19 protein-coding genes and 1 pseudogene are annotated in these 15,970 nt (G+C 51.6%); 14 read left to right on the top strand and 6 right to left on the bottom strand.

The window, feature by feature from the left end:
* Nucleotides 1-5: 5 nt before the first annotated feature.
* The 8 genes from ABH912_RS05115 (at nucleotide 6) to ABH912_RS05080 (ending at nucleotide 7,228) form a co-directional block, all read left to right on the top strand.
* On the top strand, nucleotides 6-983 hold the full coding sequence (locus tag ABH912_RS05115) for a tetratricopeptide repeat protein (RefSeq protein WP_429509849.1): 978 nt from the start codon (nucleotides 6-8) through the stop codon (nucleotides 981-983).
* An 81-nt stretch (nucleotides 984-1,064) separates the two neighbouring features.
* A complete protein-coding gene (locus tag ABH912_RS05110) occupies nucleotides 1,065-1,967 on the top strand; it encodes a tetratricopeptide repeat protein (protein ID WP_429509847.1) in 903 nt (300 codons plus the stop codon).
* Nucleotides 1,968-2,016: 49 nt separating this feature from the next.
* Nucleotides 2,017-2,190 carry a hypothetical protein gene (locus ABH912_RS05105; protein ID WP_429509846.1) on the top strand — a complete coding sequence of 58 codons (174 nt, stop codon included), beginning with the start codon at nucleotides 2,017-2,019 and terminating at the stop codon, nucleotides 2,188-2,190.
* On the top strand, nucleotides 2,190-3,158 hold the full coding sequence (locus ABH912_RS05100; RefSeq protein ID WP_429509844.1) for a tetratricopeptide repeat protein: 969 nt from the start codon (nucleotides 2,190-2,192) through the stop codon (nucleotides 3,156-3,158). Before ABH912_RS05105 ends, ABH912_RS05100 begins: the two co-directional genes overlap by 1 nt.
* Nucleotides 3,159-3,325: 167 nt before the next feature.
* Nucleotides 3,326-4,195, top strand: coding sequence for a tetratricopeptide repeat protein (locus ABH912_RS05095; RefSeq protein WP_429509842.1), 870 nt, complete (start codon nucleotides 3,326-3,328; stop codon nucleotides 4,193-4,195).
* Nucleotides 4,196-4,386: 191 nt separating this feature from the next.
* Entirely contained in the window at nucleotides 4,387-5,283 is an 897-nt protein-coding gene (locus ABH912_RS05090; RefSeq protein WP_429509841.1) for a tetratricopeptide repeat protein, read from the top strand.
* An 83-nt stretch (nucleotides 5,284-5,366) separates the two neighbouring features.
* Nucleotides 5,367-6,335, top strand: a complete 969-nt coding sequence (locus ABH912_RS05085) for a tetratricopeptide repeat protein (protein WP_429509839.1) — start codon at nucleotides 5,367-5,369, stop codon at nucleotides 6,333-6,335.
* Between the two features lie 5 nt (nucleotides 6,336-6,340).
* Nucleotides 6,341-7,228: a tetratricopeptide repeat protein gene (locus ABH912_RS05080; protein ID WP_429513048.1), complete on the top strand. Its 888-nt coding sequence runs from the start codon at nucleotides 6,341-6,343 to the stop codon at nucleotides 7,226-7,228.
* Nucleotides 7,229-7,365: 137 nt separating this feature from the next.
* On the opposite strand, the gene ABH912_RS05075 is transcribed toward ABH912_RS05080, so the two are convergent.
* Complete coding sequence (locus ABH912_RS05075; RefSeq protein WP_429509837.1) at nucleotides 7,366-7,662, bottom strand: hypothetical protein; 297 nt, start codon at nucleotides 7,660-7,662, stop codon at nucleotides 7,366-7,368.
* A 509-nt stretch (nucleotides 7,663-8,171) separates the two neighbouring features.
* On the opposite strand from ABH912_RS05075, the gene ABH912_RS05070 reads away from it, so the two are divergent.
* The gene (locus ABH912_RS05070; protein ID WP_033055032.1) at nucleotides 8,172-8,441 is read left to right on the top strand and encodes a DUF2790 domain-containing protein; all 270 of its coding nucleotides are present in this window, start codon (nucleotides 8,172-8,174) and stop codon (nucleotides 8,439-8,441) included.
* A gap of 93 nt (nucleotides 8,442-8,534) precedes the next feature.
* On the top strand, nucleotides 8,535-8,930 hold the full coding sequence (locus ABH912_RS05065) for a hypothetical protein (RefSeq protein WP_429509835.1): 396 nt from the start codon (nucleotides 8,535-8,537) through the stop codon (nucleotides 8,928-8,930).
* Here ABH912_RS05065 and ABH912_RS05060 read toward each other — a convergent pair.
* Nucleotides 8,927-9,196, bottom strand: coding sequence for a DUF1652 domain-containing protein (locus tag ABH912_RS05060; RefSeq protein ID WP_429509834.1), 270 nt, complete (start codon nucleotides 9,194-9,196; stop codon nucleotides 8,927-8,929). The two genes, ABH912_RS05065 and ABH912_RS05060, sit on opposite strands and share 4 nt — an antisense overlap.
* A 305-nt stretch (nucleotides 9,197-9,501) precedes the next feature.
* Here ABH912_RS05060 and eco point away from each other — a divergent pair, with 305 nt between their 5' ends.
* Together eco and ABH912_RS05050 are read left to right on the top strand one after the other, a co-directional pair.
* Nucleotides 9,502-9,984, top strand: a complete 483-nt coding sequence (gene eco, locus ABH912_RS05055; protein WP_033055036.1) for a serine protease inhibitor ecotin — start codon at nucleotides 9,502-9,504, stop codon at nucleotides 9,982-9,984.
* Nucleotides 9,985-10,013: 29 nt separating this feature from the next.
* The gene (locus tag ABH912_RS05050; RefSeq protein ID WP_033055038.1) at nucleotides 10,014-10,319 is read left to right on the top strand and encodes an NIPSNAP family protein; all 306 of its coding nucleotides are present in this window, start codon (nucleotides 10,014-10,016) and stop codon (nucleotides 10,317-10,319) included.
* Nucleotides 10,320-10,343: 24 nt separating this feature from the next.
* On the opposite strand, the pseudogene ilvA reads toward ABH912_RS05050, so the two are convergent.
* A pseudogene (gene ilvA / locus ABH912_RS05045) lies at nucleotides 10,344-11,339 on the bottom strand (threonine ammonia-lyase, biosynthetic); the annotation flags it as partial.
* A 248-nt stretch (nucleotides 11,340-11,587) separates the two neighbouring features.
* Here ilvA and ABH912_RS05040 point away from each other — a divergent pair.
* Complete coding sequence (locus tag ABH912_RS05040) at nucleotides 11,588-11,923, top strand: DUF2834 domain-containing protein (protein ID WP_429509832.1); 336 nt, start codon at nucleotides 11,588-11,590, stop codon at nucleotides 11,921-11,923.
* Nucleotides 11,924-11,949: 26 nt separating this feature from the next.
* On the opposite strand, the gene ABH912_RS05035 is transcribed toward ABH912_RS05040, so the two are convergent.
* Together ABH912_RS05035 and ABH912_RS05030 are read right to left on the bottom strand one after the other, a co-directional pair.
* The gene (locus tag ABH912_RS05035) at nucleotides 11,950-13,101 is read right to left on the bottom strand and encodes a PQQ-dependent sugar dehydrogenase (protein ID WP_429509830.1); all 1,152 of its coding nucleotides are present in this window, start codon (nucleotides 13,099-13,101) and stop codon (nucleotides 11,950-11,952) included.
* Between the two features lie 51 nt (nucleotides 13,102-13,152).
* Complete coding sequence (locus ABH912_RS05030; RefSeq protein WP_429509829.1) at nucleotides 13,153-13,509, bottom strand: hypothetical protein; 357 nt, start codon at nucleotides 13,507-13,509, stop codon at nucleotides 13,153-13,155.
* Nucleotides 13,510-13,712: 203 nt separating this feature from the next.
* Between ABH912_RS05030 and ABH912_RS05025 the strand changes: the two genes are divergently transcribed.
* Nucleotides 13,713-14,561 (top strand): Ku protein, encoded by an 849-nt coding sequence (locus ABH912_RS05025; protein WP_429509827.1) that lies wholly within the window; start codon nucleotides 13,713-13,715, stop codon nucleotides 14,559-14,561.
* Between the two features lie 120 nt (nucleotides 14,562-14,681).
* On the opposite strand, the gene lpxO is transcribed toward ABH912_RS05025, so the two are convergent.
* On the bottom strand, nucleotides 14,682-15,581 hold the full coding sequence (gene lpxO, locus ABH912_RS05020; protein WP_429509825.1) for a lipid A hydroxylase LpxO: 900 nt from the start codon (nucleotides 15,579-15,581) through the stop codon (nucleotides 14,682-14,684).
* Nucleotides 15,582-15,970 lie beyond the last annotated feature (389 nt).

Below are 15,970 nucleotides of genomic sequence, written 5' to 3'. Positions count from 1 at the left end.
TAAACATGTTAAGACTGAAAAGTGCCATTTGCATTGCCTTATCAACTCTAATCTTTAGCTTTGCGGCGCAGGCAGAAGTATCGACGCAGCAGGTGAAAGCAAAGGAAAAGGGTATTGAGCTTTACAATCAATTCAAAGCCATATCTGCAATCCCCTATCTGAAGGCGGCAGCGGAAGGTGGCGATCGTGAGGCACAATACTACTTGGGCGAAGCTTTACGTAAAAACAACAAATATATAACTCCAGAAGCCCAGGGCGCGTATGAAGCCTCTGCTCGCCAAGGTGATATATATGCAATGATAAGATTATCTCAACGCAATAACGATCTCTGCGTTGAGATGAACAACTGCTCAGGTGAAAAAAAATCGCCAAGCGAGTGGTCCAAAAGTGCTTTAGAGGCTGCTACGAAAGAAGCTGAAAAAGGTGACGCTGAGGCTATGTATTTGATGTACCGGATAACCGGAGACGACAAATGGTTTGAAAAATCCGCAGACGGAGGTTTTGCGCTAGCGCAGTACTATCTAGCGGCGGAATACCGCGAAGGTAAAGGCTTCTTCCTGACACCGTCAAAACGCGCGGATATGGTCGAACGTTGGATGAAGGCGTCGGCGGAGGGTGGCAACCCTCAAGGTATGTTGGCGTATGCCGCGATTCAGGGTCGAAAAAAGGACTGGGAGCAATTCAGGTCGTGGAACGAAAAAGCTGCAATGACTGGATATGTCAGCGCTGTATATGGTTATGGGTCTTACTTAGCAGGTCAATCGCCGGAATACGGCTTTAAGGAGGATCTAGTAACTGCCTATGCATCCATTTCCTGGGTGCTTGAACTAGACGGTGGGGGCGGCATGCGAGAATTTGCACTAGACGAACTTCCTGAAATCGCGGCAAAAATGACTGCTGAACAGATTGAAAAATCAAAAAAAACCCTGACGGAATGGAAAGTAACTCGCCCACCACTATCCTTCTTCCCTGACAAGCTATGAACTATTAACACTATGAGAGCGTATTTTTTCATAGCCCTCTTCGCGATCGAAATATCTATCAAGGTTAACGCACAGCCTACGTTGGACCTGAATTCCACGAAAACGCAAGGCATCACACTTTACAATCAGTTCAACACAAGCTCAGCAGTGCCATTCCTTGAATTAGCGGCCCACGCAGGTGATCACGAAGCCCAGTATTATCTGGGCGAAGCACTTCGAAAAAAGAATAGATATATTACACCTAAGGCACAGAGCTCTTATGAAGCATCTGCACTTCAAGGCGATATATATTCAATGATTAGGCTTGGCCAGATGGAGGGTGATCTCTGTGCAACCATGAATAACTGCCCGAAAGGTCAAAAAGACCCTAAGGAATGGCTGGCAAGCGCAAAATCATTGGCCGCTAAGGAAGCCGCACAAGGCAACGCCGAATCAATGTATCTACTGTACGAGATTACTGGCGATAAAAAATGGCTTGAGCAATCAGCGGAAAACGGCTTCGCATTATCACAATATTTATTGGCAACTGATTATCGTGAAGGAGGAGGTTTTTTTCTATTGCCTTCAAGTCGAGCAGATGCAGTTGAACGCTGGATGAAAGCCTCCGCGGAAGGTGGTTATCCTAGGGGAATGAGTGGACTGGCAGCGGCCTTGCTAGAAAAAAAGGACCCTGAAGGTGCTAGAAACTGGACCGAACGGGCTGCAGCTACAGGATATGTGGAGGCGATTTTTAACTACGGCTACTATTTATCTGGAAAAAACACCGACTTCGGATTTCCAGTAGACTTTGTGAAATCGTATGCACTGCTTTCGCTATTCCTTGAACTTGATGGCGGCGGCGCTAAGGAAGATGCAGAATACGTCATATCTAAAATCAAAGAAAAAATGAATAAGGTTCAATTAGATGAGGCAGATAGATTTGCTGCCAACTGGAAAAAAACTCACCCCGCCCTTTCGTTTTACCCTTTCAAGCTAAGCCGCTAAACAGTCCATGAAACAAAAATCAGTAATTGCTATTATCTGGATATTCTCAATGACTGCATATGCGCATATTTCCGAAGATTTGCAGCTTGCAAAAAATCAAGGTTTGGCGCTTTACAATCAATTCAAATCCATTTCTTCATTACCCTATCTCAAAGCAGCAGCCGAAAGTGGCGATCATGAAACCCAATACTATCTAGGCGAATCTCTTACATGCGCTCTGTAATGAAAAAGCTCATTGTCGGTGCATTATTCGCTTTAGCCTTATCAGGCAACGTAAATGCGCACCTTACTCCAGATGAGCAAGCTGCTAAATCGCGGGGAATCTTGCTATTCAACCAATATAAAAATGCAAAACGTGAATTGCGTATAGCCGCAGAAGCCGGAGATGCAGAGGCACAGTTTTATTTAGCCGAAGAACTGCGCAAAGAAAAACAGCTTATGACCGACGAAGCTCAAAAGTGGTACGAAGCCTCTGCTGTTCAAGGTGACTACTACTCAATGTTTCAGCTCGCCACGGCTGGAGGGGACCTTTGCGCGGTGGCAAATAAATGTCCTTCTGGAATTAAAAGTGCTGGTGATTGGTTAGAGTTATTAATAAAAACGGCGGAGCCTCGCGCTATGAAGGGGGATGCCGAAGCAATGGCCATCATGTACAACGCAAAGTCTGATCTAACATGGCTAGAAAAATCGGCAGAAGCAGGCTACGCCCCGGCACAATGGCTGTTAGCCAATCGTTATTCGGAGGGAAAAGGTAGTTTTTTACTACCGTGGAATCGTAAATCCGCCGAAGAGAAATGGTTGAAAGCATCTTCCGAGGGTGGATACCCGAAGGCGATGATCGAATACATTTCTATTTTGTATGAGCGTGGTGATATGGAAGGCGTTCGTCATTGGCTTGAGATCGCTGCTAAAACTGGTTACCAAGACGCTGTAAGCAGCTACGGCACTTATCTTTCTCATACCCCTGATAAAGTCGGATACCCTATCGATCTCATAAAAGGCTATGCATTGGTATCGTTACTGAAAGAGCTAGACGGAGGTAGAAACGTCCAAGTTTATATCGAAGGAAAACTCCCTCTTATTTCGGAAAAAATGACGCCCGAACAAATCACCGAAGCCAATCATTTTGCTAAAGAGTGGAAAGCCACACACCCACCACTTTCCTTCTACCCCGAAAAATTAGGCCTGTAACTTTGAGTTCTAGAATCTATCCACGGCCGCATCAAGGCACACAACCGCATCTATGGGCACACTCTATAAAAACCAGAGTCGCACTAGCAATTTCTATTCTATTTATGTTGAGTTGCCACGCCCGAGCAGATCTTACCCCTCAGCAGCAACAGAGCAAAATTCAGGGCTTGGTCCTCTACAATCAATACAAAATTGCTACTCCTGAACTCACTATCGCGGCAGAAGCGGGAGACAGAGAAGCCCAATTTTATTTAGCGGAAGAATTACGCCAGCAGAAGCAGTGCATTACCGCAGACGCCCAAAAATGGTACGAAGCGGCGGCGGCGCAAGATGACTACTACGCAATGTTTAAACTTGCGACATCAAAAAGTGACTTGTGCAACACAATGAACAATTGCACTAAAGGCTCGAAGAGCCCAGGTGAATGGCTAGAGCATCTATGGAAAATCGCTGAGCCTAAAGCGAATAGCGGTGACGGCGAAGCGATGTACATCATGTATCTCGCTACTACCAAATTAGACTGGCTTGAAAAATCAGCCGAAGCTGGCTATGCACAGGGTCAATGGCTACTGGCAAATCGATATAAAGAAGGAGAAACGTTTTTTTTACCCTGGAAGCGTCAAGAAGTAATTGGGCGATGGTTGAAGGCCTCCGCAGAAGGTGGTTTTCCAAAAGCAATGCTTGAATTTTCAGCATACCTTTATGAGAACGGAGGTGATCTCAGCGTTGCACGCCATTGGATTGAAGAAGCAGCAAAATCGGGGTATGAAACAGGTGTGAGTAGCTATGGTGCTTACTTGGCACACGCGCCATCGCTTTACGATTTCCCGCTCGACTTGGTCAAAGGGTACGCGTTGACATCCCTACTCACCGAGCCCGATGGAGGAGGAAACATCAAACCCTATGTGGACGAAGTCCTGCCCGAAATAGCTGCAAAAATGTCCCCTGGACAAATCGACGAAGCTAAGATACTTGCTAAAAAGTGGAAAGACTCTCATCCCCCACTTTCATTTTATCCTGACAAACTTGGATACTGAGAGACCAATAGCTTGACGACTAGAGCTCAGATGTGGGTCAACTGTCCTGAAGTAATTATTTATGCAGATATATCGCCGACTTTATCGCCGGCATTTATATAATAAGTGAGTCGCATGTGCCTACAAAATGTCTTCGAATAATCGCTTTGTTCTCACTATGTCTTTCAGGCTCTTCATTTGCAGGCCTCACCGTGGTTGAGCAAGCAGCCAAAACTCGGGGTTTGATGCTATTCAATCAATATAAAAGTGCCCAACCTGAATTACGTATCGCAGCAAAAGGTGGAGATTCAGAGGCTCAATTCTATTTGGCCGAAGAACAGCGTAAAGAAAATCAATATATCACTACCGAAGTCTATAGATGGTATGAGGCGGCCGCAGAACAAGGTGATCTTTACGCAATGATCCGACTTGGCAGGAGTAACAGCGATCTATGCAGGACCATGAACAACTGCCCAAGTGGAAAAAAGAAACCAGAGGAATGGTTGGCAGAAGCGACAACGATCGCACAAGAAAAAGCTGATCAAGGTGACGCTGAATCACTATATATAATGTATGAATTAACAGCCGACCGGAAATTGTTAGAAAAATCTGCTAATGCTGGAAGCCCCGTCGCGCAATATCGGATGGCTATCGGTGACCGTCAAGGAGAAGGTTTTTTGCTACCTTGGAAGCGCCAGCAATCGGTTGAGACTTGGTTTTTGGCCTCCGCAAAAGGCGGAAACCCTAAAGCAATGATGCAGCTCTTTGGAATATACCGAGAAAAAGGAGATCTAGAACAGGCCCGATATTGGGTAGAGCAAGCGGCTTCTACTGGATATGAATCCGGCGTTTATAACTATGGCTATTTTCTGGCTGTCGAGCCTAATACATTAGGCTTTACGATGGATAAAACTAAAGGCTACGCATTAATTTCGCTATTGAAAGAACTAGGCGGCGGAGGAACTGCTCAGGTTGACGTCGAAGAAACGCTACCGCAAATAGCAAAAGATATGCCCCCCAAAGAAATTGAACTTGCAATGCAGCTTGCTAAAAAATGGAAAAATGAGCATCCCCCGCTGTCTTTTTATCCTGAAAAAATCGATTTCTAATATCAGCCTCCATCCATAGGAGTTTCAGCGTGTTTAATCTTGCCCTTGGAAGGAAGCTAGATAGCCTATCTCTGAGATGTGAAATGAAAAAAATCATTATTGGTGCGTTACTTATTTCAGCTTTATCAGGCAACGCAAACGCACACCTTACTCCGGATGAGCAAGCTGCCAAATCGCGAGGAATCTTGCTATTCAATCAATATAAAAATGCGCAACTTGAGTTGCGTATTGCAGCTGAAGCTGGAGATGCAGAAGCACAGTTTTATTTAGCCGAAAGGCTACGCAAAGAAAAGCAGTTTATGACCGCCGAAGCTCAAAAGTGGTACGAGGAATCAGCAAACCAAAATAACGTTTATGCGATGATTCAGCTCGGACGAAGTGATGATAATCTCTGCGTCAACATGGGCAACTGCCCTGCAAGTACAAAAACACCGGCGCAATGGTTGAAACACGCGCTAGATTTGACGAAACCTGTTGCTGAAAGTGGTGACCCCGAAGCGATGTACTTAATGTATGAACTAACACTTAAGGAGGAATGGCTTGAGAAATCTGCAAATTCTGGATATGCATTAGCTCAATACTGGATGGCAATTGGAACTCGGCAAGGAGACGGTTTTTTCTTGCCGTGGAAGCGGCATGAGGCAGTTGGAAACTGGTTGAAACTATCTGCAGAAGGAGGATACCCGCCTGCAATGATGGAATACGCTGCGTTTATTTATGAAGACCAAGGTGATTTAACAGTCGCTCGCCATTGGATTGTCGAAGCAGCTAAAAAGGGGTACAAGTCAGGCGTCAGCAGTTATGGCGCATATTCGGCCCACTCACCATCGCTTTACGACTTCCCATTAGATAGGGTTAAAGGTTATGCGTTAACCTCGCTACTATCTGAACTTGACGGAGGCGGAGATGTACAGGTCTACGTAAATGAAACCCTGCCGGAAATTGCCGAAAAAATGACATCGGAACAAATTTCAGAAGCTAACGAATTTGCAAAAAACTGGAAAGCGACTCATCCACCTCTGTCGTTTTTTCCGGAAAAGTTGAGTCGTTAACATTGATTAAGAAAAGTCTATTTACCACACTGTTGATTATTGCGTTTGCAAATCCAGCATCCGCCGAATTTTCCTCGGAGCAGCAATCAGCAAAAGTGCGGGGAATAACTCTCTACAATCAATACAAGGCTGTTTCTGCCACCCACTTCCTGACCATTGCAGCGGAAGCCGGCGATCACGAAGCACAGTATTATCTGGGAGAGTCGCTCAGGAGAAAAAATCACTATATGAATCCTGAAGCTCGGAAATGGTATGAGGCCTCTGCCGCGCAAGGGGATCTTTACGCCATGATTCAGCTTGGGCGTAGCGAAAAAGATCTATGTACGTTTTCAAATGATTGTCCTCCTGATCAAAAAAAGCCCATCGAGTGGTTGAAGCAAGCGCAAAGAATCGCCAAGCCAAAAGCAGAAAATGGTGATGCAGAAACAATGTATATAATGTACGAACTCACAGTCGATAAAAATTGGCTGAAGAGAGCGGCAGAGGCTGGGCACCCAATTGCACAATATTGGATGGGTATAACGGAGAAGCAAGGGGAAGGTTTTTTTCTACCTTGGCAACGTCAAGGTTCTATTGAAAAATGGTTTAAAGCATCTGCAGAAGGAGGATATCCAAAAGGGATGAGGGAGTATGCAATACTGTACGGTTCGGATTTAGCTCACGAGCCTGATTTATATGGATATCCTCTCGACGCTGTAAAAGGCTACGCACTAATTTACCTACTAAAAGAACTGGACGGCGGCGGAGGGATGCAAGCAGACGTAAAAGACCAACTGCAGAAAATCTCTGCAAAAATAACTCCCGAACAGATCATTGAGGCAAAAAAACTTGCCGAAACATGGAAAGCAACCCATCCTCCACTGTCGTTTTTCCCAGAAAAGCTGAGCCGCTAGTACCTATTGGAACCTCACCTACGAGGTCCAGTGAGCACTCAACCCTCGCCTAAGAATTGGAAGCAGTAAGTGGAGGAATTGATTCGCAACGATCAATATGAACCGCATTTCCTGCTTCCCATCCTTCCCGCATAGCGTCAGGCCGGCGCCTTCCACCCCATCATCTGCTGCTGCGCAACCAGCAGCAAATCGGACCCATCCTGCGTTAGCAGATAAAGCGCATGAGTAATGTGCGGAATATCTTGAACATCACCGTTCTTGAAACACTGGCAATGAAGCGTTTCGAGTAACTGGCTGGCGGCTCGGACACGCTGTAAAGCGGCTTCGAGGATGTCTTGGGGATTGGCCTCGGTGTCGATGACCATTGGGCTTGTCTCGGTAACGCTGCTTTTGATTGAGCGATAGCGATCGGGGAATGGATTTAGCGTTGGCATAGTAAGTTACTCGTCTGTTTTGAAGTAACCGCCAGCACCGTGACCAAACGATGGGAGGCGGACTGTATACAGGCTTGGTCAACCGAGAACAGTAACTCAGCTCGCCCGAAGGCGTCCTGCACACAGCCGCCACAGCAATGCGCCATAAGGACATAGATGTCCGTAAGGCGAATCATGGCACACATATGTGCACTGTTCTCAGGTGACCAAACCTGCTCGCTGATTTTGCAGCGAGGTCAAACAGTAAACGCTGGTAGCCTGCCGGCGAAAGACGACAAAGAGTCCGAGCGTGTAGGAACACGCCGAAGCTCCCTCAGTTTTTTTACCTATATGAAACCTCTGTCAGAAACCTCCTCACGACAGGCGGCATTCGGTCGGGTTAACCATCGCTTAACCCCGCGGTCCAAAACTTTACTGGACCGCACGCCCTCAGAGTTCTCTGACGCCCAGTGCGGCAGGTTCGACGCCTAGACGTCGAGCTGACTTTAAGCCTGCATCGGAGAACGTTCATGAACATGCGCACCTTGCTGATCACCACCGCCCTCACCTGCACCGCGTTTGCCGGCCTGGCCCAGGCCAATGACACTTCGAGCTCCCAGGCGGTGCCGTACCACTACGGTATGCCGCTGCACGTGGGCAAGGTCATTACCTTGACCGAACCGCAGACGCTGGACTGCAAAGTGGTCACAGCCGACATGAAGTACATCGATAGCACCTCGGGCAAGCCTGCGGAAATCTCCTACCGTAAACTTTCCGACGCCTGCAGTTATCAGAACTGACTGAAAGGTCTGATTCAACACGTTGCGGTATTCCTGTGAGGGGTTCTGGCGCTATGCTCTAGCGCCTCCCCTCCACTGCCGCAAGGATTCGCCATGCAGTTATCGTTTCGTGCCTTGTCGACTTTTACCGCCGCGCTGTGTTTTCTGTTGGCCCTGGTCTGGGGTTTGATGCCCAACTGGTTGCTTTCAATCTGGAGCATCGAGTACTCGTTGGCGGTGGGCGTTGTCGCGCGGCGCAGTGCAATGCTGTTCGCGGCATTGGGCGTGATGTTTTATCGGGTTCGAAACGAGGCGCCTTCGATCACCCGCCATGCGCTGAGCAATGGTTTCATGGTCGGCTGCTGGGGGCTGGCAGCATTGGGCTTCGGCGAATGGCTCAATGGCCATGCCGGTCCGGGCATATTGCTTGCGGTGGTGTTCGAACTGGCGCTGGGTCTGGCATTTCTCCAGACCCAGCGCGTGTCGATGGAACTCGAAACCGTGGGCTAAAGCGCTTTTCTGTCTGGATGCAGGGTCTGGGCAATGGTTTGGCGCTGCATGTCAGAGCGCAGTCCAGCTATCAGGTCATTGATTTCCCGGCAACCATTCAGCTGTTTGGCATTTATTCCTGTCTTCACCAGATCGAGATGATCAGTTTCACGATCGGAATACACCTTGACGGTCATCGACAGGTCCGGCGACAGCGTGCATTGACAACGTTTCGGCAAAAAACTGCTTTCAATGATATTGCGAAGTTCCAAGGCAGAAAGAAACATGACGACCCTCTCCTTAATGTGAGACTGCCAATCAACGATCGACACTGACTCAATGAAATCCCTGGCCAGCTTAAGACCAGCTACAGCATAAAACATGCCTTGGATTTCGCACTGCAGCTCATCGGTAAATCAACGATTTAGCGAAACCTCGCGTAAATAGCCCATGCAATATGCAAGAAAGGCGTTGTGGTGCCCCTGCAATTTGCATACATCCAGCGACAAGTTTGCATTGGCCGACGACGCCAGTAAGAATGCGGCCAATCAATTCAGTATCCGCTGACCCCACTCGCACGCAAGGAGGCACCATGGGTTCTTTGACCTGTATCACTACCGTCGGGCTGATTGTTGCCGGGATGTCGACCATTGCTCACGCCGCGAAACTCGAAGAAGTTGCGCCGTTTCCGAAGCCCGAGAGCGGTTTCGCCCGCCAGGTCATTCACCTTGCCCCGCAGGCTCAGGAAGACAGCTTCCAGGTCGAAGTCCTCGCCGGCAAAACCCTGACCGTCGACTGTAATCGCCAACGCTTGGGCGGCATTCTCGAGGAGAAAAACCTCGAGGGCTGGGGCTACCCGTTCTACCGACTGGAAAAAGTCATCGGCCCGATGAGTACGCAGATGGCCTGCCCTGACGGCAAAAGTAAAAAGGACTTTGTGCCGGTGGTCGGTGACGGTTTCATGCTGCGCTACAACAGCAAACTGCCGATCGTGCTCTACGTGCCCAAAGACGTCGAAGTCCGCTACCGGATCTGGTCGGCGTCAAGCAAGGTCGAGAAAGCCGCCCAGGAATAACCGTTCTATCCCGTTACAGGAGCGCCATTTTGATTACCTGCCACGTCAAATATGTGATCGATCCGTATCAACTCAGCGAATTCGAAGCCTACGCCAAGGCCTGGCTCGGCATCGTCGAGCGTTTGGGCGGTACGCACCACGGGTACTTCCTGCCTTCCGAGGGCGCGAGCAATATCGCCTACTGCCTGTTCAGCTTTCCTTCGCTGGCGGACTACGAAAGCTACCGGCATATCGCGATGACTGACGCCGAAAGCACCGCGCTTGTAGCTTCGCTGGTCGAGAAGAAGTTTATCGTCAGTTACGAGCGGACCTTCCTGCGCCCGCTGCTGGCCTGACACCGCTCACGCCGGGGCGCCGCTCAATGCGGCGCGCTCGGCCACATGGCGCAAACTGTCGAAATTGATATTGGCGCCCGAGTCGATGGCTACCAGTGTCTGACCACACGCACCGGTTTGCGCCACGTATTTCTTGATTCCGGCCACGGCCAAGGCACCGGAAGGTTCGGTGATCGAGCGGGTATCGTCGTAGATATTCTTGATCGCGGCGCAGAGTTCGTCGTTGCTGACGGTCAACACCTCATCGACGCAAAACCGGCAGACTTCGAAACCATAAGCACCGATCTGTGCGACGGCCACACCGTCGGCGAAAGTACCTACGGTTGGCAGGACAACTCGCTCGCCGACCTGTAATGCCGCATGTAAACAGGCGGAATGCTCCGACTCGACGCCGATGATGCGGACTTCAGGTCGCAAGTATTTGACGTACGCCGCGATGCCGGCGATCAGGCCGCCACCGCCGACCGGGACGAAGATCGCGTCCAGTGGACCTTGATGCTGACGCAGGATTTCCATGGCGACGGTGCCCTGCCCCGCGATCACGTCCGGGTCGTCGAAGGGCGAGACAAAGGTGCGACCGGTTTGCTGCGCCAGGTTCAGCGCATAGTCCAGCGCAAACGGAAAACTCTCGCCATGCAGCACGGCATCGGCGCCTCGACTGCGTACGCCCAGCACCTTCAGTTCCGGCGTCGTACACGGCATGACGATAGTCGCCGCAATTCCCAGTTCACGGGCCGCTAATGCCACGCCTTGGGCATGATTACCGGCGGAAGCGGTGATGACCCCGCGAGCCCTTTGCTCATCGCTCAACTGCACCAGTTTGTTGTAGGCGCCGCGGATCTTGAAGGAAAAGGTCGGTTGCAGGTCTTCGCGTTTGAGCAGGATTTGATTACCGAGCGCCTCGGACAACGCTGGCGCCGGTTGCAGCGGCGTACGCACCGCGAGTTCGTACACGGGCGCGGCGAGGATCTTTTTCACGTAGTGCTCAAGCAAGGTCTGCTGGGCGGTGGTGTTGCTCATGGTCGTCTCCTGACTTTGATCGGAGCCCAAGAGACAGAAAGTAAAAACCCGCCTCTAGGGCGGGTTGGGTGCTGCAGTCGTGAGCTAGCCCGCCAAATAAGGAATGGCGTTAATAATGCTTGGCTGGCAGCGCAATACAGTAGAAGTCATGTCCGGAAATTAGCCGGACGCTGATGGCAAGTCAATGGCCAATTTTACTCGGCCTCTGTAGGCTGGCGACTCTGCTCATTGTCCCAAGGAAGGAAACCATGAAGTCTGTCGCCCTGCCCCTCATTGCCCTGATTGCGTTCGCCGGCTACACCGTTTCGGTGATGCTCCAGGCTGAACAGTCATTGATCGACTTCGGCCTCAGCCTGATGTCGCGCCCCGACACGGCGCAGGTGGTGATTGATTTGTACCTGTTGGCGACGCTCGCGGGCATCTGGATGTACACAGATGCACGCAAGCGTGGCCAGTCAGGGAGGACAGTGATTCCTTATCTTTTGATCACCGCACTATTCGTTTCCATCGGGCCGTTGTTGTACTTGGTGGTGCGTGGGCTGCAGGATCGAAAGAAAGCCGTAACAGTCCATCAAGAGACCTGATCCTGGAGTTTTGGGGCGGTGGTTTTTCACTTCAATCCGACTTTGTACAACGCCCCGTCATCCTCATCGGTCAACACATACAAATACCCGTCCGGGCCTTGCCGCACATCGCGAATTCGCTTGTTGAGTTCGCCCAGCAATCGTTCTTCGTGAACGACCTTGTCGCCATCGAACTGCAAGCGGATCAACTCCTGGCTCACTAACGCGCCGATAAACACGTTGTGCTGCCAGGCCTTGAAGCGGTCGCCATCGTAGAACGCCATGCCGCTGAGGCCGGGGGACTTTTCCCAGACATGGTGCGGGGCGACGGTGCCTTCGGCGGTCTTGCCCTTGGCTTCCGGAATCGGCTGGCCGGAATAGTTGATGCCATGGGTTGCCATCGGCCAGCCGTAGTTCTTGCCACGCTCGATGATGTTGATTTCATCGCCACCCTGGGGACCGTGTTCGTTTTCCCAGAGGGTGCCGGTCCAGGGATTGAGCGCCGCGCCTTGCGGATTGCGCTGGCCGTAGGACCAGATTTCCGGGCGTACGCCGGCCTGGCCGACAAAGGGGTTGTCATCCGGCACCTTGCCGTCCGGGTAGATCCGCACGACCTTTCCTTGCAGCTTGTCGAGGTCTTGGGCGGTCGGCCGGTCATTGTTCTCGCCAAGGGTGATGAACAGATAGCCGTCGCGATCGAATACCAGGCGCGAGCCAAAGTGGTTACCGAGTGAAAGCTTGGGCTCCTGGCGAAAGATCACTTTGAAATCCTTGATGGCTGTCAGGTCGTCAGACAGACGTCCGCGACCCACCGCCGTCCCGGCCTTGTCGCCCTCACCGCCACCTTCGGCATAAGACAAGTAGACCGTGCGGTCTTGCTTGAAGTCGGGCGACAACGCGACATCCAGCAAGCCGCCCTGCCCCTTGGCCCAAACCTTTGGTACGCCACTGAGCGGAGCGGAAAGTTTACCGTCGGCGCTGATCACCCGCAGGTTGCCGGGCCTTTCGGTCACCAGCATCCCTTGGCGATCGGGAAGAAACGCCAAGGCCCAGGGATGTTCAAGCCCCTTGGTCATTGTCGTCACCTCGAGGGTGCCCTGTTCGCTTTTGAAATTCTGGGTTGGCGCTGCGAAAACGGGCGCCGTGGCAGTGATCAGTGCGCTGGCACACAGTGTGGCCAGAAGGGTTTTACGCAACATGCACGATTCCTTTTGTCGTTTGAATGGCTGGCAAGAACGCTGTTGTGCCGTTCAACGGTTGCTGGTGCCTGAGTCTCGAGGAGGTGGATTGGGAATGAATTTCGGTGGAGTGGCGGAAGGCGAGCGATCCTGGGGATAGCGGTTGCCGATGCCACCATTATCAAGCGTCGGTGGCCGCGGCACGGGCACTGTGTTTGGGCCTCGGATGGCCGGCGCGCTGGGTTGCGTGCCTTGCATGCTGTTGGGATTGGCCCGGCGAATCGGACTGTTGTAAGGATTGCTGGTGTGGCCCGTCGGGCTCTGGGCCAATAGCAGTGAAGAAGGTGGTGATGCAGTGTCAGCCTGGGCCAGATGGCTCAGCACGCCACTCAACGCCAACGCGGTGCAGCCGAGCACAAATCTGTTCATGGGGAGCCTCTCGCCATCAGCGTGGATAGGAACTTCGATATCACGCTACGCCCGGGGTCCGGATTTGTTAACTAAAACCTCCTTCACAAGATGTAACACGAGTTGACACGACCGCCGATACGCCCGCAGGACCGGGTCGCAGCCCGCGGAAACTTTTACACCGCGTCACAGGTCACCTGAACATCACTCGCGAGAAGACGACCATGGCACGGGCAATCTGGAAAGGCGCGATCAGTTTCGGTCTGGTGCATATCCCTGTAGCGCTGGTCTCGGCGACGTCATCGCAAGGGGTGGATTTCGATTGGCTCGACAGCCGCAGCATGGACCCGGTGGGCTACAAGCGCGTCAACAAGGTCACCGGCAAGGAAGTGACCAAAGAACACATCGTTAAAGGTGTGCAGTATGAAAAGGGTCGGTATGTGATCCTCAGTGAAGAGGAAATCAAGTCGGCGCACCCGCTGTCCACTCAAACCATCGACATCTTTTCCTTTGTCGACAGCGACCAGATTCCCCTGCAAAACATCGATACGCCCTACTACCTCGCGCCGGACAAACGCGGTGGCAAGGTCTATGCGCTGTTGCGCGAAACGCTAAGCAAAACCAATAAAGTCGCCCTCGCTCATGTTGTGCTGCACACGCGCCAGCACCTCGCCGCGCTGATGCCGCTGGAATCGGCAATGGTCTTGGTGATGCTGCGCTGGCCCGCCGAAGTGCGAAGTCTGGATACGCTGGATTTGGGCAGTGAAGTCACCAAGCCCGAACTGGCCAAAGGTGAACTCGACATGGCCAAACGACTGGTTCAGGACATGAGTGCCGACTGGAAGCCCGAAGATTACCGCGACAGTTTTGAAGACAAGATCATGGCGCTGGTCGAGAAGAAGGCTAATGAAGGCAAGATTGAGGATGTCGAGACTGCGACGGGTGAAGAGGAACGCAAAACCGCGGATGTTATTGATTTGACCGAGCTACTTAAACGCAGCCTCGGCGGCAAGAGCACGGGTAAAACGAAGCCGGCCGCGAACAAAAAAGCCACGAAGACTTCTCGTGGCTGATTGATGATTTTGTGGTGAATGTCAGGCCCTCTTCGCGAGCAGGCTCACTCCTACAGGTGATCGCGATTAACTGTGGGAGCGGGCTTGCTCGCGAAGGCGTCATACGCCACAACGCGGAAATCAGATCAGCACCAAAATCGCCAGCAAACCACCAAAAATCGCCCACTTCTCCAGGTAATACAGCTTGCGATTGCGTTTCTTGAGCGCTTTGCCGCGAAGGCGAATCTTGTAGATTTTGGCGAACAAGCGGTTGATAGCGCCGGTCTTGTCACTCGAATCGTTCGGCGCGCCCGCCGCCGACATCACATTACGGCTGAACCAGCCATTGAACGCCGCCGCCCAGCGATACTTCATCGGCCGCTCAACGTCGCAGAACAGAATGATGCGGTTCTGCTCGGTGGTGTTTTCGGCGTAATGAATGAAGGTCTCATCGAACATGACCGCTTCACCGTCACGCCAGTGGTAGTGCTCGCCATCGACGTTGATGTAGCAACCGGCATCGTTCGGCGTTTCCAGGCCCAAGTGATAGCGGTAGGAACCGGCATACGGATCGCGGTGACGGACCAGTTTCGAACCCGGTGGCAGCTCGGCGAACATTGCGGCCTTGATCGAGCCGATGCTTTGCACCAGTTCGGTGGTGCGCGGGCAGAGTTTCATGGCCGAAGGATGGCTGTCGCCGTACCACTTCAGGTAGAAACGTTTCCAGCCAGTCTTGAAGAACGAGTTGAAACCGACGTCGTCGTATTGATTCGAGCGCTTGATCTCCCCGGCCCTGAGCAGGTTTCGGCCCTCGGCGCGAATTTCTTCCCAATGGTCCTGCAGCGGACTCAGATCAGGGAAATCGGCCGGGTTGAGATAAGGCTTGTTGGGGATTTTCGAGAACATATAAAGGAAGCAGTTGATCGGCGCCAGAAATGTCGAGTGGTCGCTCAGTTGGCGGCCCAGCTTGTGGCGCACACGTCCGCGCAAGTGGACGTACGCAATGGATACAACGTAAATAGCGGCAATGATCAATTTCACAACAAATCGTCACACGTCAGAAGTGAACATACTGCGTCCCTTGCCGGCCAATCGGCCCAAAGGTCTTGTGCAGCGTCTGAATACGAAATAGCGCTCCCGAATGGCGCGTCCTTGAGCCTGTGCCGCCTGTCGGCATCAGTTGATAGATGGCATTTTAGCCACAGTTTGTAACCAATAGTTAACCTTCAGATGTGAAAATCTGTCCACTGATGCTGCCAAAGTGGCCGTGCGGCCTTAACGCCCTATCGTTTAAAGAGCCAGACCAGTACAATCGCCGCCAAACATTACGCGCCCCCCTTGGTTGATGACGGGAATAAACCCCGTCTCAGCGCACTTCGACTCGGGCCAAGCGCTCCATATGCTGCTGTCCACTTATTGCCAGATGGACC

The organism is Pseudomonas sp. BT76 TE3572, from assembly GCF_050435365.1.
Taxonomy (GTDB): domain Bacteria; phylum Pseudomonadota; class Gammaproteobacteria; order Pseudomonadales; family Pseudomonadaceae; genus Aquipseudomonas; species Aquipseudomonas fluorescens_W.
The sequence above is the reverse complement of the archived record's forward strand: the minus strand, read 5'-3'. Positions and strand labels throughout refer to the sequence as shown.

Excerpts from the sequence above, each read along its gene's own strand:
- ABH912_RS05100 (WP_429509844.1), top strand. The coding sequence starts at position 2,190 with ATGAAAAAGCTCATTGTCGGTGCATTATTCGCTTTAGCCTTATCAGGC.
- ABH912_RS05070 (WP_033055032.1), top strand. The coding sequence starts at position 8,172 with ATGAACATGCGCACCTTGCTGATCACCACCGCCCTCACCTGCACCGCG.
- ABH912_RS05075 (WP_429509837.1), bottom strand. The coding sequence starts at position 7,662 with ATGCCAACGCTAAATCCATTCCCCGATCGCTATCGCTCAATCAAAAGC.
- ABH912_RS05040 (WP_429509832.1), top strand. The coding sequence starts at position 11,588 with ATGAAGTCTGTCGCCCTGCCCCTCATTGCCCTGATTGCGTTCGCCGGC.
- ABH912_RS05105 (WP_429509846.1), top strand. The coding sequence starts at position 2,017 with ATGACTGCATATGCGCATATTTCCGAAGATTTGCAGCTTGCAAAAAAT.
- ABH912_RS05035 (WP_429509830.1), bottom strand. The coding sequence starts at position 13,101 with ATGTTGCGTAAAACCCTTCTGGCCACACTGTGTGCCAGCGCACTGATC.
- ABH912_RS05085 (WP_429509839.1), top strand. The coding sequence starts at position 5,367 with ATGAAAAAAATCATTATTGGTGCGTTACTTATTTCAGCTTTATCAGGC.
- ABH912_RS05065 (WP_429509835.1), top strand. The coding sequence starts at position 8,535 with ATGCAGTTATCGTTTCGTGCCTTGTCGACTTTTACCGCCGCGCTGTGT.
- eco (WP_033055036.1), top strand. The coding sequence starts at position 9,502 with ATGGGTTCTTTGACCTGTATCACTACCGTCGGGCTGATTGTTGCCGGG.
- ABH912_RS05030 (WP_429509829.1), bottom strand. The coding sequence starts at position 13,509 with ATGAACAGATTTGTGCTCGGCTGCACCGCGTTGGCGTTGAGTGGCGTG.
- ABH912_RS05115 (WP_429509849.1), top strand. The coding sequence starts at position 6 with ATGTTAAGACTGAAAAGTGCCATTTGCATTGCCTTATCAACTCTAATC.
- ABH912_RS05025 (WP_429509827.1), top strand. The coding sequence starts at position 13,713 with ATGGCACGGGCAATCTGGAAAGGCGCGATCAGTTTCGGTCTGGTGCAT.
- ABH912_RS05060 (WP_429509834.1), bottom strand. The coding sequence starts at position 9,196 with ATGTTTCTTTCTGCCTTGGAACTTCGCAATATCATTGAAAGCAGTTTT.